Annotated in this window: 12 protein-coding genes; 5 read left to right on the top strand and 7 right to left on the bottom strand. The window is 60.1% G+C overall.

Going from position 1 to position 14796, the window contains the following annotated elements; genetic code table 11:
• Positions 1–147: 147 nt before the first annotated feature.
• Complete coding sequence (locus AB4N84_RS16075; protein ID WP_074755436.1) at positions 148–1155, bottom strand: DUF481 domain-containing protein; 1008 nt, start codon at positions 1153–1155, stop codon at positions 148–150.
• Between the two features lie 160 nt (positions 1156–1315).
• Between AB4N84_RS16075 and AB4N84_RS16070 the strand changes: the two genes are divergently transcribed.
• Positions 1316–1684, top strand: a complete 369-nt coding sequence (locus AB4N84_RS16070; RefSeq protein ID WP_425262243.1) for an MGMT family protein — start codon at positions 1316–1318, stop codon at positions 1682–1684.
• 42 nt (positions 1685–1726) lie between these two features.
• Positions 1727–3286 (top strand): AmpG family muropeptide MFS transporter, encoded by a 1560-nt coding sequence (locus AB4N84_RS16065; protein WP_460042192.1) that lies wholly within the window; start codon positions 1727–1729, stop codon positions 3284–3286.
• A 102-nt stretch (positions 3287–3388) separates the two neighbouring features.
• Here the strand turns inward: AB4N84_RS16065 and AB4N84_RS16060 are convergent, their stop codons facing one another.
• On the bottom strand, positions 3389–4243 hold the full coding sequence (locus AB4N84_RS16060; RefSeq protein WP_074755778.1) for a mechanosensitive ion channel family protein: 855 nt from the start codon (positions 4241–4243) through the stop codon (positions 3389–3391).
• 141 nt (positions 4244–4384) lie between these two features.
• The gene (locus AB4N84_RS16055) at positions 4385–4870 is read right to left on the bottom strand and encodes a YajQ family cyclic di-GMP-binding protein (RefSeq protein WP_074755432.1); all 486 of its coding nucleotides are present in this window, start codon (positions 4868–4870) and stop codon (positions 4385–4387) included.
• Between the two features lie 172 nt (positions 4871–5042).
• Between AB4N84_RS16055 and AB4N84_RS16050 the strand changes: the two genes are divergently transcribed.
• From AB4N84_RS16050 to AB4N84_RS16040, 3 genes are all read left to right on the top strand, one after another.
• Entirely contained in the window at positions 5043–5963 is a 921-nt protein-coding gene (locus AB4N84_RS16050) for a putative 2-dehydropantoate 2-reductase (RefSeq protein ID WP_460042191.1), read from the top strand.
• 114 nt (positions 5964–6077) lie between these two features.
• Entirely contained in the window at positions 6078–8126 is a 2049-nt protein-coding gene (locus AB4N84_RS16045) for a sensor histidine kinase (RefSeq protein WP_460042190.1), read from the top strand.
• 4 nt (positions 8127–8130) lie between these two features.
• On the top strand, positions 8131–8709 hold the full coding sequence (locus tag AB4N84_RS16040) for a cob(I)yrinic acid a,c-diamide adenosyltransferase (protein WP_074755426.1): 579 nt from the start codon (positions 8131–8133) through the stop codon (positions 8707–8709).
• Positions 8710–8857: 148 nt separating this feature from the next.
• Here AB4N84_RS16040 and AB4N84_RS16035 read toward each other — a convergent pair whose 3' ends face one another.
• The 4 genes from AB4N84_RS16035 to secA form a co-directional block, all read right to left on the bottom strand.
• Positions 8858–9802, bottom strand: coding sequence for a Nudix family hydrolase (locus AB4N84_RS16035; RefSeq protein ID WP_460042189.1), 945 nt, complete (start codon positions 9800–9802; stop codon positions 8858–8860).
• A gap of 2 nt (positions 9803–9804) precedes the next feature.
• Positions 9805–10431, bottom strand: coding sequence for a glutathione S-transferase family protein (locus tag AB4N84_RS16030; protein WP_074755422.1), 627 nt, complete (start codon positions 10429–10431; stop codon positions 9805–9807).
• A gap of 150 nt (positions 10432–10581) precedes the next feature.
• Positions 10582–11799: a bifunctional glutamate N-acetyltransferase/amino-acid acetyltransferase ArgJ gene (gene argJ / locus AB4N84_RS16025; RefSeq protein WP_460042188.1), complete on the bottom strand. Its 1218-nt coding sequence runs from the start codon at positions 11797–11799 to the stop codon at positions 10582–10584.
• Positions 11800–11933: 134 nt separating this feature from the next.
• Positions 11934–14684: a preprotein translocase subunit SecA gene (gene secA, locus AB4N84_RS16020; protein ID WP_074755418.1), complete on the bottom strand. Its 2751-nt coding sequence runs from the start codon at positions 14682–14684 to the stop codon at positions 11934–11936.
• Between the last annotated feature and the right edge of the window lie 112 nt (positions 14685–14796).

Genomic DNA, 14796 nt, shown 5'->3' with positions numbered 1-14796 from the left:
TTTTCATTCTGTGGGAGCGAATTCATTCGCGAATAATCGTTCGGACGGTATCGATGCATTGCCCGTACAGCCGTCTCGCGAATGAATTCGCTCCCACAGAAACTGCGCCAGCCCCACTCGACCAACGCGCCTTCTAAAGACAGCGCTTTACCAGGCGACGCCGAACCCGGCGGTGTAGCGGGTCTTGTCCAGATCGCCGTCGTCAGAGCCACTGATGACGTTTTTCTCGGCCTTGACGTTGAGCGATGCCCATTCGGTGACCTTGTAGCGCAGACCGATTTCCGTATCCAGGCTGTAGTCCGCCACACCGCTGATCGGCTTGCCGAGTTCGCCGTTGGTGAAGAACTCGACCTTCTTGCCGATCAGGTAGCGGTTGTAGTCCCACGTACCGGAAACCGAGTAGAAGTTGTCTTTCTCGCCGTTGGAATATTCAAAGTCGGTACGGTTAAGCAGCGTCCCGACCTTGAATGCACCCAACTCATCGTCCCAGAACTGATAGCCCGGGCCGGTACCGACCGTGCGCTGGCGACGCAGGTCTTCGATGTTGTCGTGCTTGTAGGTGAAACGACCATCCCAGAACCACTTATCAGTGATGAACCGGTCGATGGAGTACTCGGCCTTCCAGTTGTCGATCGTGGTGTCTTCGTCCTGCGTCTCGCGGTTGAACTCACCTTCGGCGTTGTGACGCCATCTGCCGTGAGTCGCAGACGTTTTGAACGCGATGTTGTAGTCGTCGGTGTCCTTGTCGGCCCGCTGGAAGTCCAGCGCCGCGTCGACGTTGCCCTTCCAGACCAGATCGGTGACGACCGGCTTAGGCTTCATGATCTGCTGGATGCTCGCCAGCTCGACGGTCTTGGGCGCGTCGCCGTTGGCCAGGGTAACCTTGCCATCGTCGGCGGCGTGCAGAGACTTGGAAATCTCGCCGTTGTAGGCGTCTTGCTTGACCAGCAGATGCTGGTCGCTTTCCAGTGTCTTGACTTCCTTCCAGTCCAAAGGAATGTCGCCTGCATATTTGGTATTGAGCAGTAACTTCCCACCGTCGAAGACCTTGATGGTCCCGGTCAGCTTGTCACCGTTCTTCAACCAGACGGTGTCGGCGAGCAAAGGGGTGGAAGCACTGGTAATGGCAAGGCACAGCAGGGTTCTGGACAACATAGGAAACGACAAGGCTCTGGTTCGCGGAGAATCGGGCATTATCCTTGCGGACAACGTCAAGGCAATCGAAGGACCGCCAGCACAGGTATCAATGACCGTAGGAAATTTCCCTAGTTCCTTCGTGAAAATTCCCGCTGGTCCTACAATCAGGAACGAATCCGTGATCGAACACTCCTCACCGATAAATGACCCTGCTGGCCAATCGCCCGCAGAGGCCCGGCGTACGGCGCTTTACCTGACATTGCATCAGGTGCCTGAAGGCAAAGTGGTCAGTTATGGTCAGTTGGCAGAACTGGCAGGTTTAGGACGAGCGGCACGCTTCGTGGGCAGAACCTTGAGTCAGTTGCCCGACGGCAGCACTCTGCCGTGGCATCGGGTGCTGGGCGCGGGCGGAAAGCTGAGCCTGGCTGCGGGAACCGTATCGGGTGAAGAACAACGGGCGCGGTTGCGCGCCGAAGGGGTGACCATCCGTAACAATCGTGTGGATATGACACGTCATGGCTGGCGCCCGACAGAGCACAACGGTTAGAGTGCGCGCTTTGTTTACGTAAACTGAGGCAGATTCCAGCCCATGCCCCGCAAAACCTGGCGCGCCGCGCTCGCCGCATATGCCAGCCCCTCCACGTTAGTGCTGTTGTTGCTCGGCTTCGCTGCGGGCATGCCTTATATGTTGGTGTTTTCCACACTCTCGGTCTGGCTGCGTGAAGCCGGCGTCGCTCGGGAAACCATCGGCTATGCCAGCCTGATCGGCCTCGCCTATGCCTTCAAATGGGTATGGTCGCCGCTGCTTGATCAATGGCGTCTGCCGCTTCTGGGCAAACTGGGACGGCGGCGTTCCTGGCTGGTGCTCTCACAGACGCTGGTGACGCTGGGCCTGATCGGCATGGGTTTCTGCGACCCGCAACAGCATTTGTCATGGCTGATCGCAATTGCCGTGTTAGTGGCGTTTTCGTCCGCCACGCAGGACATCGCCATCGACGCGTACCGCCTGGAGATCGCCTCCGACAGCCAGCAAGCCACGCTCGCCGCCAGCTACATGGCCGGTTACCGCGTTGCCGCCCTGCTCGCCACCGCTGGCGCGCTGTATTTCGCCGAAGGCTTCGGCTCCACAGGCTTCGCCTACAAACACTCGGCCTGGACCGGCACCTACGTGCTGTTCGGGCTGTTGATGCTTCCTGCGTTGATCACCACATTGATCATGCGCGAACCCGCCGTGCCATTGCGCACGCAACTTTCAGCGGCACGCTACGGCTTCGTTCATCAACTCGCGTCCGTGTTCGTGCTGATCATCCTGCTGGTGTCAGTGCCAGCGATGTTCACCCAGCTGTACAACACCGATTTCGCCAGCGTGCTGTTCGAAGGCACCACCTGGAAAAGCCTGCTGATGGAAGACCGTGCCTTCTTGCGCGCGATCCTCTACACGCTGCTGACTGCCGCCTGCCTGTCGTCCATGGGTCGTCGTGGCCTGGCGCCGGTCCTGACGCCGATCAATGACTTCATTCTGCGGTATCGCTGGCAGGCCTTTCTGCTGCTGGGGCTGATCGCGACCTATCGCATGTCGGACACCGTGATGGGTGTGATGGCCAACGTGTTTTACATCGATCAGGGCTTCACCAAAGATCAGATCGCCAGCGTGAGCAAGATCTTCGGTCTGGTGATGACGCTGGCCGGTGCCGCGTTCGGCGGGCTGGCCATTGTCCGCTTCGGCATCCTGCCCATCCTGTTCATCGGGGGCGCCACGTCGGCGGCCACCAACCTGTTGTTCCTGATGCTGGCCGACATGGGCCCGAACCTGAAGATGCTGATCGTCACGATCTCGCTGGATAACTTCAGCTCGGGCCTCGCGACGTCGGCATTCGTGGCCTACCTGTCGAGCCTGACCAACCTCAAGTTCTCGGCCACGCAGTACGCGCTGCTGAGCTCGATCATGCTGCTGTTGCCGCGCTTGATCGGCGGGTATTCAGGGGTGATGGTGGAGAAACTCGGTTACCACAACTTCTTCTTGGCGACCGCGCTGATGGGCGTGCCGACCCTGTTCATGATCGTCATTCACTGGGTGCAGGAAGCGCGCAAGGAGAAGCGTGACGAGGATCAGAAGCCCGTTGAAACGCCGGTGAGCGAACAACCCTGATATTCGCTTACCCATCGTCGGAGCGATCTGTGTTGTTCCGACACCCAACAAAAAGCCCCGGACTCTCACGAGCCGGGGCTTTTGTCGTTTCAACAGCCTTGATCAGCGCTGTGTAGCGGGTTCCTGCTGTTCCTGCACTACACGAATCACACGCTGCGGGAACGGGATGTCGATGTTCTCGGCCTTCAGGCGATCGCGCGCTTCGGCGTTGAGCATGAACATGACGTCCCAGTAGTCCGAGGTCTTGGTCCAGATACGCAGGGAGACGGTAATCGAGCTGTCGCCCAGCGTCGACACCACGGCCTGGGGCGCCGGATCCTCGAGCACGCGTGGATCCTTCGCCAGATCCAGCAATACTTGCCGGGCTTTCTGCAGATCAGCGTCATAATCGACACCCACATCGAACACCACCTTGCGGGTGGGTTGACGGTTGGTGTTGGTGATGATGCCGTTGGACAGGTTGCCGTTGGGCAAAATGACCGTCTTGTTATCACCGGTACGCAAAATGGTGTGGAAGATCTGAATGCTGTCCACAGTGCCCGACACGCCTTGCGCCTCGATCCAGTCGCCGATGCGAAACGGGCGGAACAGCAGAATCAGCACGCCACCGGCGAAGTTCGCCAGGCTGCCCTGCAACGCCAGACCGATGGCCAGACCGGCCGCACCGATGGCGGCGACGAACGATGTGGTCTCTACGCCGATCATCGACGCAACGCTGACGATCAGCAGGATCTTCAGAATGATGTTGGCCAGGCTGCTGATGAAGCCTTGCAGGGCCAGGTCAACGTGACGGTACGCCAACAGCGCGACCACCTTGGTGGTCAACTTGTTGATCAGCCACCAGCCCACCAGCAACACCACGAGTGCCAACAGGACTTTGCTGCCGTACTGCATGACCATGGGAAGCCAGGCCTGGGAGGCCTTGACCAGGTGATCCACCTGGCCGTTCAAATCCAAATCCATTCATTTCTCCTCGCGGTCGCGAAAACGGAAGACAGAAACGACCGCGCTTGGCAGCGCCGTCGTTTCAGCGGGACCTGCACTCGGACGCGCACAAACCCTTCAGGTTCCCCACGCAGAGGCAAATCAGGAAGGCGATCAGTCGCGGAAGTTGTTGAATTGCAGCGGCATGCCGAACTCTTTGGCACGCAAGGCCGCAATGGCTTCCTGCAGGTCGTCACGCTTCTTGCCGGTCACGCGCACTTGCTCGCCCTGAATGGCGGCCTGGACCTTGAGCTTGGCCTCTTTGATGTGCGCAACGATCTTCTTGGCCAGCTCCTTGTCGATCCCTTCCTTGAGCGTGGCTTCCTGCTTCATGACCTTGCCGGACGCGAAGGGATCCTTCAGTTCAAGGCATTGCACGTCGATCTTGCGCTTGACCAACGCCAGCTTAAGGATCTCGATCATCGCTTCGAGCTGAAAGCCCTCTTCGGCGGTCATCTTGATCAGCAGGTCTTTTTCCGTGAACTCGAAGCTGCCTTTGCCTTTGAGGTCGTAGCGGCGGTCCAGCTCCTTGATCGCGTTGTCGACGGCATTCGTGACTTCGTGTTTATCCAGTTCGGACACTACGTCGAACGAGGGCATGTAGATTCTCCAATTGATACGGCGCGGCTCGACATGGAAATGGAGCACGCCTGACTTGACGGTATGAAAGCCCGGTCATTATAACGAGACTTTTCCCCCATTCATGTGAGCCTGCGGTGTCGATTTTGTTTTCCTTGTTGCTCACGCTTACCGACCTGCGGCGCAACGTCTCTTGAATACGACTCTCTGGCACATCCTTGGCGCCGGCAGCCTAGGCAGTTTGTGGGCAACACGACTGGCTCGCGCAGGGCTGCCGGTGCGGCTGATCCTGCGTGATGCGACTCGCCTCGCAGCGTACGCACGCAAGGGCGGACTGACACTCGATGAGCAAGGCCAGCGCCTGACGCTCAACATCGCGGCACAGACCGTCGACGACGATGAACCCATTCAACGCGTGCTGGTGGCCTGCAAGGCGTACGATGCCGAGCACGCGGTGGCAAGCATTGCGTCGCGCCTGAGGCCCGGTGCAGAGCTCTTACTGCTGCAAAACGGTCTCGGCAGCCAGGACGCTGTTGCCGCGCTTGTCCCTGACGCGCGGTGCGTCTTCGTCTCCAGCAAGGAAGGTGCGTTTCGGGATGAAGACTTCAGCGTGGTGTTCGCCGGAAACGGCTTCAACTGGCTCGGCGATACGCAGAACGGTGCCGCCCCCGCCTGGCTCGATGAACTGAGCCTTGCAGGCATTCCACACCAATGGTCGTCGGACATCCTCGACCGGCTGTGGCGCAAACTCGCGCTGAATTGTGCAGTCAATCCGCTGACGGTGCTGCACGACTGCAGCAACGGCGACCTGCTGCAGCATCGTGACGAAGTCGACGCGTTGTGCGACGAACTGGTTCAGGTGCTGCAAACCTGCGGCCAGCCAGAGGCTGCCGTCGGGTTGCACGCCGAGGTCAATCGGGTCATCCAGGCCACGGCCGCCAACTACTCGTCGATGTACCAGGACGTCGCGAATGGTCGCCGAACGGAAATCAGCTATTTGCTCGGTCACGTTTGCACCACCGCCCGAGCGCACGGCTGCCATGCGCCCTACCTGAACCGGATACGCGGACAGTTGATCGCCCACCTGCAAGCCCGAGGTTTGCCGAGCGACTAGCCACGGATCCTGAACGACCACCGGGTTTGCCCCAGACCATTTAAAAGGTTCGGGTTTGCGCAGGCCCCGAACAGCGCTAACCTGCCTGTTCCTCATTCGCCAGTGACTTTGCCAATGCCATTGCGCCAGCGCCTCGAAAACCTGCCGGTCGGCCAGAAGTTGTTGGCTGCCCTGCTGGTCCTGTTGACCACCGTTCTGCTGGTCGCCAACCTGACGTTCATCAGCGCCGCCTATTACATCTCCCAGGAAGCCATGGCGCCGCAGGCGTTGCAGACCATCGGCCGGCTGATCAGCAACCCCGGCCTGTCGGAGCAGGCGTTGTCGTCGCCGGACAATGCTCAGGCGCTGCTCAAAGAGCTGAAAAACTACACGCCATTGCGCGCCGCTGCGGTGTACGACACCAACGGCAACCGGCTCGCTCAGGTTCAGCAAGGCGACAAGCTCCGGCTGCCGGACCATTACCGCAATCTCGAAAGCTGGCGCATCACCGAGTTTCGCAACACCCAGGTGATTCCCGTCCTCAAACCGGGTCAGGCGCCTGGGCATCTGTTGCTGGTCGCCAGCAGCGAACTGCCGACTGCCTTCTACACCGGTACGCTGACCGCCAGTCTTGGCATTCTGATTTTTAGCGTGCTGTTGTGGGCGGGCGTGGCGCGGCAAATCCGGCGCTTCATCACCGAGCCGATCTATCAGCTGGAACAGCTTTCGCGCAGGGTCACCCGTGAAGAAAACTACGCGTTACGCGCCGGCACCGGCAACCGCGACGAAATCGGATCTCTGGCTGAAGCCTTTAACACCATGCTGTCGCGAATGGAGGCCCGCGAGCAGCAACTCAAGCGTGCACGCGACGAGTCTCAGGACGCCTACGATCAGGCGCAGGGGCTTGCCGAAGAAACCCGCCACACCAACCGCAAGCTGGAGCTGGAAGTCCAGGTGCGAAGCAAGATCGAGAAGAAGCTCACAGGCTTTCAGAACTACCTCAACAGCATCATCGACTCAATGCCCTCGGCGCTGATCGCCCTGGATGAGCAGCTGTATGTCACGCAGTGGAATCAGGAAGCCGGCGCATTGTCCGGCACGCCGCTGGACGAAGCGCTGAACCAGCCGATTTTCCTCGCCTTCGCGCCGATGAAGTCGTTCCTGCCGCAGATCAAGCAGACCGTCGAACGCCACACCGTGACCAAGATCGAACGGGTGACGTGGGTCAAGGGCGAAGTCACCCGGCATTATGCGCTGACGTTTTATCCACTGACCGGCGGTGCCGGACGCGGCGTGGTGATCAGGATCGATGACATCACCCAGCGCCTGTCGCTGGAAGACATGATGGTGCAATCGGAAAAAATGCTCTCGGTCGGCGGACTCGCGGCGGGCATGGCCCACGAAATCAATAACCCGCTGGGCGCGATCATGCACAACGTGCAGAACATTCGTCGGCGTCTGTCGCCCGACCTGCCAAAGAACCAGGAACAGGCCCAACAAGAGGGCGTGGAACTGAGCGCGGTGAATCAATACCTCAGTGCGCGCGAGGTGCCGCAGTTGCTCGACGGCATTCAACAGGCTGGCGCCCGTGCCGCCAAAATCGTCAGCCACATGCTCAGTTTCAGCCGGCGCAGCAACCGGCAGATGGCGCCTTGTGACCTGCCCGCGCTGATCGACCAGGCCGTGGAAATCGCCAGCAACGACTTCGACCTGACCATTGGTTTCGACTTCAAGGGCCAGAACATCATTCGCCAGTTCGACCCCAAACTTGGCCCGGTGCCGGGCACCGCCAACGAACTGGAGCAGGTGCTGCTCAACCTGCTCAAGAATGCCGCACAGGCCATTCACCAACGCGAAAACGAAAAAGAACCGGGGCGCATCATTCTGCGCACCTGCCTTAATCCGCCATGGGCTGAAATCCAGGTGGAGGACAACGGTGTCGGCATGTCCGAGGCTGTGCGCAAACGCACCTTTGAACCGTTCTTCACGACCAAGGAAATCGGCCAGGGCACCGGGCTCGGCTTGTCGGTCTCGTATTTCATCATCACCAACAACCACAAAGGCCAGATGGAGGTGCACTCCACCCTCGGCCAGGGCACCTGCTTTACGCTGCGCCTGCCGTTGGCGGGCAACCCGATGAACGTGCCCGCCCCACAGATCATTGGTCAGAACGACCGGGAGTAGAACCATGGGATTTCGCTTGTCGAAGATTTACACACGCACCGGCGACAAAGGTGAAACCGGGCTGGGGGATGGTCGTCGCGTGACCAAAGACCATCCGCGGGTGGAAGCCATCGGCGAAGTCGATACGTTGAACAGCCAGTTGGGCTTGCTCCTCGCTGGCCTTGAGGGGCTTGTCAGTGCGTTGCCGGCCGTTCAGGAAGTCATCGACGTTCTGGCGCCCTGTCAGCACCGGCTGTTCGACCTGGGCGGCGAGTTGGCGATGCCGACCTATCAGGCGCTGAACGCGGCGGAAATCGAGCGGCTTGAAACAGCGATTGATCGCTGGAACGAAGAACTCGGGCCGCTTGAGAACTTCATCCTGCCGGGCGGCTCGGCGCTGATCGCTCAAGCTCACGTATGCCGCAGCCTGGCCCGCAGCGCCGAGCGACGCTGCCAGCACCTCAACGCCATCGAACCACTGGCCGGTGTGGGCATGGCGTACATCAATCGACTGTCGGACTTGCTGTTTGTCGTGGCACGCATCATTGCGCGGCGTGAAGGGGTAGCGGAGATTTTGTGGGAGCCGGCGAAGAAACCTGAGTAATCACAACAACTGTAGGAGCGTGGCTTGTCCCGCGATCTGCCGGGAACCGGCAGCCATTCGGTAAACGCGGTGTGTCTGGCGGACCGAGTTTGCCGGGTTTGCGGCGGGTTCCCCCCGATCGCGGCCACGCTCCTACAGGTGGTTCATGTCAGTTATCAGGCCAGAACGCCCGGATCCCGGCCACGCCTTGCGCGCCGTTTTCCCACGCCTGCTGACGCTCCGCCGGGCCAACCCCGCCCAACAGATAAACCGGCCTGCTGAAGCCTTCGATCAGCTCGCGCGCTTTCTCCCAACCCAGCGGTTGCGCATCGGGATGCGTCTGGGTTGGCTGCACCGGGGACAGCGTGACGAAATCCACGCCCATCTGTTCGGCCAGCGACAACTCTTCGGCGTTATGGCAGGAAGCGGCCAGCCAGCGCTCTTCAGGGAACGGACGGCCCCTGCTGGCGTACTTGCGCAGTTGCTCGCTGGTCAGGTGCCAACCTGCCGCCGGAAAGTCACCCAGCCACTCCAGCGGGCCTTTGAGCATCAATTGCGCCTTTCCCGCACACAGCCCGACCGCGTCCACCGCCACATCGCGGTACTTCGGGTCATAGCCATTCGGAGCGCGCAATTGAATCAGCTTGATGCCACCGGCAATCGCCTTCTGCATACCCTGCAACAACTTCGGGGTCTCGAGGGCGTCCGGCGTAATCAGGTATTCGCCCGGCAGGCGTGCCGCCGCGACGATGGGCTGGTTCGCCGCTGGAAATTCATAGCTGGCCAACTCGCGGTTCGACACCCAGGCCAACGGCTGGCCTTCGGCGCCATGGGGTTGGCCGGTGAACGAGGAGACCTCCCAGACATCCAGCAACACGTGCTTGTCCGGGTAGTCATGCTGGATCTTGATCAGGGGGCGCGCCGCCACGACGGCGATGCCCAGCTCTTCTTTCAGCTCACGGGCCAAGGCCGCCTCGACGGTTTCGTCCGGCTCGACCTTGCCACCGGGAAACTCCCACAAACCACCCTGGTGCTGTTTGTCAGCGCGTCGGGCAATGAGAATCTTGCCGTCGGTGCCACGAATGACCGCGGCGGCTACATGGACTCGTTTCACGTTCAACCTTCCTCTAAACCTGCCTGCTGCCAGCGCTGGAATGCAGGCCATTGGTAAATCGTCTCAACGTACGCAGCGGCATCGGCTGGCAACTCGACGCGGTACGTGCGCAGGCGCACGGCGACCGGTGCAAAGAACGCATCGATGATGCCTGGTTTGCCAAACAGGAAAGAGCCAGTCTCCTTCGACGCCGAACGGCACTCGGCCCACAGCTCGATGACGCGATCGATGTCGGCTTGCGCTTCCACCGGGATCACTTCCAGCGCTTCGTCACGACGCAAATCCATGGGCAGGTTTGAGCGCAAACCCATGAAGCCGCTGTGCATCTGTGCGCACGCCGAACGCGCCCGCGCCCGGGCAGCCGTGTCCGCGGGCCATACGCCGGCCTTGGGAAACAGCTCGGCGAGGTATTCGCAAATCGCCAGCGAGTCGACAATGGTACCGTGCTCGCTCTTGAGTGCAGGGACCTTGCCGCTGGGCGAGTGCTCCCGGATAAGCCGATCGGTATCAGCCTGGTTCAGGCGAATGACCTGATCGGTGAATGGCACACCGATCATTTCCAGCACCAGCCACGGCCGCATGGACCAGGAGGAATAGCGTTTGTCGCCGATGATCAGGTGCAGGCTCATATTTCCGCTCCATTGAAAAACGCATGACTTCATAGAACCTGTAGGAGCGCGCTTGCCCGCGATTGCATCACTTCCAACAACGGTGATCGAAGTGCTCGACACCATCGCGGGCAATCGCCCTTCTACCTGATTACGAGATTCTCGCCCGAATCAGGTGCGGTATTCCGCATTGATCTTCACGTATTCGTGGGACAAGTCGGTGGTCCAGATCGTCTCGCTGCAATCACCGCGACCCAGCTCGATACGGATGGTGATTTCTTCTTCAGCCATCACCGCCGAGCCCTGTGCTTCGGTGTAGGTCGATGCGCGCGCGCCCTTGCTGGCGATGCAGACGCCGCTGAGGAACACGTCGATCTTGCTCACGTCCAGGTCCGGCACACCGGCGCGGCCAACAGCGGCCAGAATACGGCCCCAGTTCGGATCGGAGGCGAACAGCGCGGTCTTGATCAAGGGCGAATGGGCGACGGTGTAGCCGACGTCCAGGCATTCCTGATGGTTGCCGCCGCCGTTGACTTCGACCGTCACGAACTTGGTCGCACCCTCGCCGTCACGCACGATGGCCTGAGCCACGTCCATGCACACCTCGAACACGGCTTTCTTCAGCGCATCGAACAGCGGGCCGCTGGCTTCGGTCACTTCCGGCAGGTTGGCCTGGCCGGTCGCGATCAACATGCAGCAGTCGTTGGTCGAGGTGTCGCCGTCGATGGTGATGCGGTTGAACGACTTGTTCGCGCCATCGCGAATCAGGTCCTGCAGCACGCTCTGGGACACTTTTGCGTCGGTGGCGATGTAACCCAGCATGGTCGCCATGTTGGGGCGAATCATGCCGGCGCCTTTGCTGATGCCGGTCACGGTGACGGTCACGCCATCGATCTGAAACTGACGGCTCGCGCCTTTTGGCAGGGTGTCGGTGGTCATGATGCCGGTGGCCGCAGCCGCCCAGTTATCCACAGACAGGTCTTCCAGCGCGGCTTGCAACGCGCCTTCGATCTTTTCCACAGGCAGCGGCTCGCCGATCACACCCGTGGAGAATGGCAGCACAGCGCTGGCGTCGACGCCCGTGATCTCGGCCAGTCTGGCCGTGGTGCGTTCAGCAGCGACCAGACCCGGCTCACCGGTGCCTGCGTTCGCGTTGCCGGTGTTGGTCAGCAGGTAACGCACGGTGCCTTGCACGCGCTGTTTGGAAAGAATCACCGGTGCCGCACAAAATGCGTTCAGGGTGAACACGCCCGCGACGCTGGAGCCTTCGGCGCAGCGCATGACGACCACATCCTTGCGCCCAGGGCGCTTGATGCCGGCAGAGGCGATACCCAGTTCAAAACCGGGAACCGGGTGCAGAGTCGGCAGAGGACCAAGACCAACAGCCATGAAATGCGCTCCTTGAGAGATGTCACGCCGTGCGGCTCGGCCGGCACGGCTCGATCAATTGAAAAACGCCGCGACGGCAAAGCCGGTCGCGGCGCGGTGTAACGGTTCAGATGCAGCGGGCCAGTGTGTCCGGCTTAGTTGATCTGACCGTGACAGTGTTTGAATTTCTTGCCAGAACCACACCAGCACAGTTCGTTACGGCCCAGCTTCTGGTCGTTGCGAACCGGCGACAAGGCTGCTGCGGCCGCGACGGCGACGTCTTCGCCCTCCTCGGCCAGCACATCCGGATGATCCAGACCCGGTGCTTCAGCGTGCTGGAACTGCATGCGCTGCGCCAGCTCTTCGGCTTCGCGACGCAAACGCGCCTCTTCCTCGGCCGGATCTTCGCGACGAACCTGTACGTGAGACAGCACACGGATGGTGTCGCGCTTGATCGAATCCAGCAGTTCCTGGAACAGGGTGAAGGACTCGCGCTTGTATTCCTGCTTCGGGTTCTTCTGAGCGTAGCCGCGCAGGTGAATACCGTGACGCAGGTGGTCCATGGTCGACAGATGGTCTTTCCACAGATCGTCCAGAACACGCAGCAGAATCTGCTTCTCGAAGGTGCGCAGGGCTTCGGCGCTGGCCTGATCTTCTTTTTCGTTGTAAGCCGCCATGATGGCTTCCAACAGTTTCGGACGCAGGTTTTCTTCGTGCAGGTGATCGTCTTCGTCCAGCCACTGCTGGATCGGCAGCTTGACGCTGAAATCGCTGTTCAGGGCTGCTTCCAGACCGGCCACATCCCACTGCTCTGGCAGCGACTGTGGAGGAATGTGCGCGCTGATGGTGGCGTCGAGAACTTCTTCGCGGAATTCGGCGATGGTGTCACCAATGTTGGTCGCAGCCAGCAGGCTGTTACGCATGTGGTAGATCACTTTACGCTGTTCGTTGGAAACGTCGTCGAACTCGAGCAGTTGCTTACGAATGTCGAAGTTACGGCCTTCAACCTTGCGCTGAGCCTTCTCGATGGCGTTGGTCACCATGCGGTGTTCGATCGCCTCGCCGGACTGCATGCCCAGCGCTTTCATGAAGTTCTTCACCCGGTCAGAGGCAAAGATGCGCATCAGGCTGTCTTCCAGCGACAGGTAGAAACGGCTTGAACCGGTGTCACCCTGACGGCCAGCGCGACCGCGCAGCTGGTTGTCGATACGGCGCGATTCGTGACGCTCGGACGCGATCACGTGCAGACCACCCGCCTCGATCACCTGCTGATGGCGCTTCTGCCAGTCGGCCTTGATCTGAGCGATTTGCTCTGGCGTTGGATCTTCCAGGCTGGCCACTTCCACTTCCCAGTTACCGCCCAACAGGATGTCGGTACCACGACCGGCCATGTTGGTGGCGATGGTCAGTGCACCCGGACGACCGGCTTGCGCGATGATCTCGGCTTCTTTCTCGTGGAACTTGGCGTTCAGAACCTTGTGGTCGATGCCTTCCTTGCGCAGCAGATTGGACATGTGCTCGGAAGTTTCGATGGTCGCCGTACCCACCAGCACCGGACGTTGCTCAGCCAGACAGGCCTTGATGTCGGTGATGATTGCCGCGTACTTCTCTTCGGCGGTCAGGTACACCAGGTCGTTGAAGTCTTTACGCGCCAACGGTTTGTTCGGCGGAATGACCATCACGGCCAGTGCGTAGATCTGGTGGAATTCGAACGCTTCGGTGTCCGCAGTACCGGTCATGCCGGACAGCTTGTTGTACAGACGGAAGTAGTTCTGGAACGTGGTCGAGGCCAGGGTCTGGCTCTCGGCCTGAATGTTCAGATGCTCTTTGGCTTCGATCGCCTGGTGCAGACCTTCCGACAGACGACGACCCGGCATGGTACGGCCGGTGTGTTCGTCGACCAGCAGGATCTGGCCGTCCTGAACGATGTACTCGACGTTGCGGTGGAACAGCTTGTGCGCACGCAGGCCGGCGTAGACGTGGGTCAGCAGGCCCAGGTTGTGCGCGGAATACAGGCTCTCGCCTTCCGCCAGCAAGCCGACTTCGGTGAGCATTTCTTCGATGAACTGGTGACCAGACTCGTTCAACTCCACCTGACGCGATTTCTCGTCGATGCTGAAGTGACCTTGTTTGGTGACCACGCCTTCCACTTCCTCGATGTGCTGCTCGAGTTTAGGGATCAGCTTGTTGATTTCGGTGTAGAGCTTGGAGCTGTCTTCGGCCTGCCCGGAGATGATCAACGGCGTACGGGCTTCGTCGATGAGGATCGAGTCCACTTCGTCGATGACCGAGAAATTCAGCTCGCGCTGGAATTTGTCTTCCAGGCTGAACGCCATGTTGTCGCGCAGGTAGTCGAAACCAAATTCATTGTTGGTGCCGTAAGTGATGTCCGAGGCATACGCAGCGCGCTTTTCTTCTGGCGGCTGGAATGGCGTGACAACGCCGACGGTCAGACCGAGGAATTCGTACAGTGGACGCATCCAGTTGGCGTCACGACGGGCCAGGTAGTCGTTCACGGTGACCACGTGCACGCCTTTGCCGGACAGTGCGTTGAGGTAGACCGCCAGGGTTGCTACCAGGGTTTTACCTTCACCGGTACGCATCTCGGCGATCATGCCTTCGTGCAGCGTCATGCCGCCGATCAGCTGAACGTCGAAGTGACGCATCCCCATGATGCGCTTGCCCGCTTCACGGCAGACCGCGAACGCTTCAGGCAGGAGCTGATCGAGGGTCTCACCTTTGGCTATGCGGGCCTTGAACTCTTCGGTTTTGGCACGCAGTTGCTCGTCCGAAAGGGCCACCATTTGCTCTTCGAAGCTGTTGACGATCTGGACCGTCTTGAGCATGCGCTTCACTTCGCGCTCGTTTTTGCTTCCGAAAAGTTTTTTTAACAAAGGTGCAAACATATCGACAGGATCTTCCACACATAGGGATGGAGGGCGGCCCCGTGAGTCGCCCGTGCAGCCCTCATGGCCGCATGCGAACGAGCATTCTACCCGGAAATGGTGGTGAGGAAAG

The organism is Pseudomonas sp. S2_H01 (assembly GCF_054668305.1).
This window is presented reverse-complemented; position numbering and strand designations above follow the sequence as displayed.

What these genes read in the sequence shown, in the direction of transcription:
- argJ (WP_460042188.1), bottom strand. Translation starts at nt 11,799, where the DNA reads ATGGCTGTTGGTCTTGGTCCTCTGCCGACTCTGCACCCGGTTCCCGGT.
- AB4N84_RS16065 (WP_460042192.1), top strand. Translation starts at nt 1,727, where the DNA reads ATGCCCCGCAAAACCTGGCGCGCCGCGCTCGCCGCATATGCCAGCCCC.
- AB4N84_RS16045 (WP_460042190.1), top strand. Translation starts at nt 6,078, where the DNA reads ATGCCATTGCGCCAGCGCCTCGAAAACCTGCCGGTCGGCCAGAAGTTG.
- AB4N84_RS16075 (WP_074755436.1), bottom strand. Translation starts at nt 1,155, where the DNA reads ATGTTGTCCAGAACCCTGCTGTGCCTTGCCATTACCAGTGCTTCCACC.
- AB4N84_RS16055 (WP_074755432.1), bottom strand. Translation starts at nt 4,870, where the DNA reads ATGCCCTCGTTCGACGTAGTGTCCGAACTGGATAAACACGAAGTCACG.
- AB4N84_RS16030 (WP_074755422.1), bottom strand. Translation starts at nt 10,431, where the DNA reads ATGAGCCTGCACCTGATCATCGGCGACAAACGCTATTCCTCCTGGTCC.
- AB4N84_RS16040 (WP_074755426.1), top strand. Translation starts at nt 8,131, where the DNA reads ATGGGATTTCGCTTGTCGAAGATTTACACACGCACCGGCGACAAAGGT.
- secA (WP_074755418.1), bottom strand. Translation starts at nt 14,684, where the DNA reads ATGTTTGCACCTTTGTTAAAAAAACTTTTCGGAAGCAAAAACGAGCGC.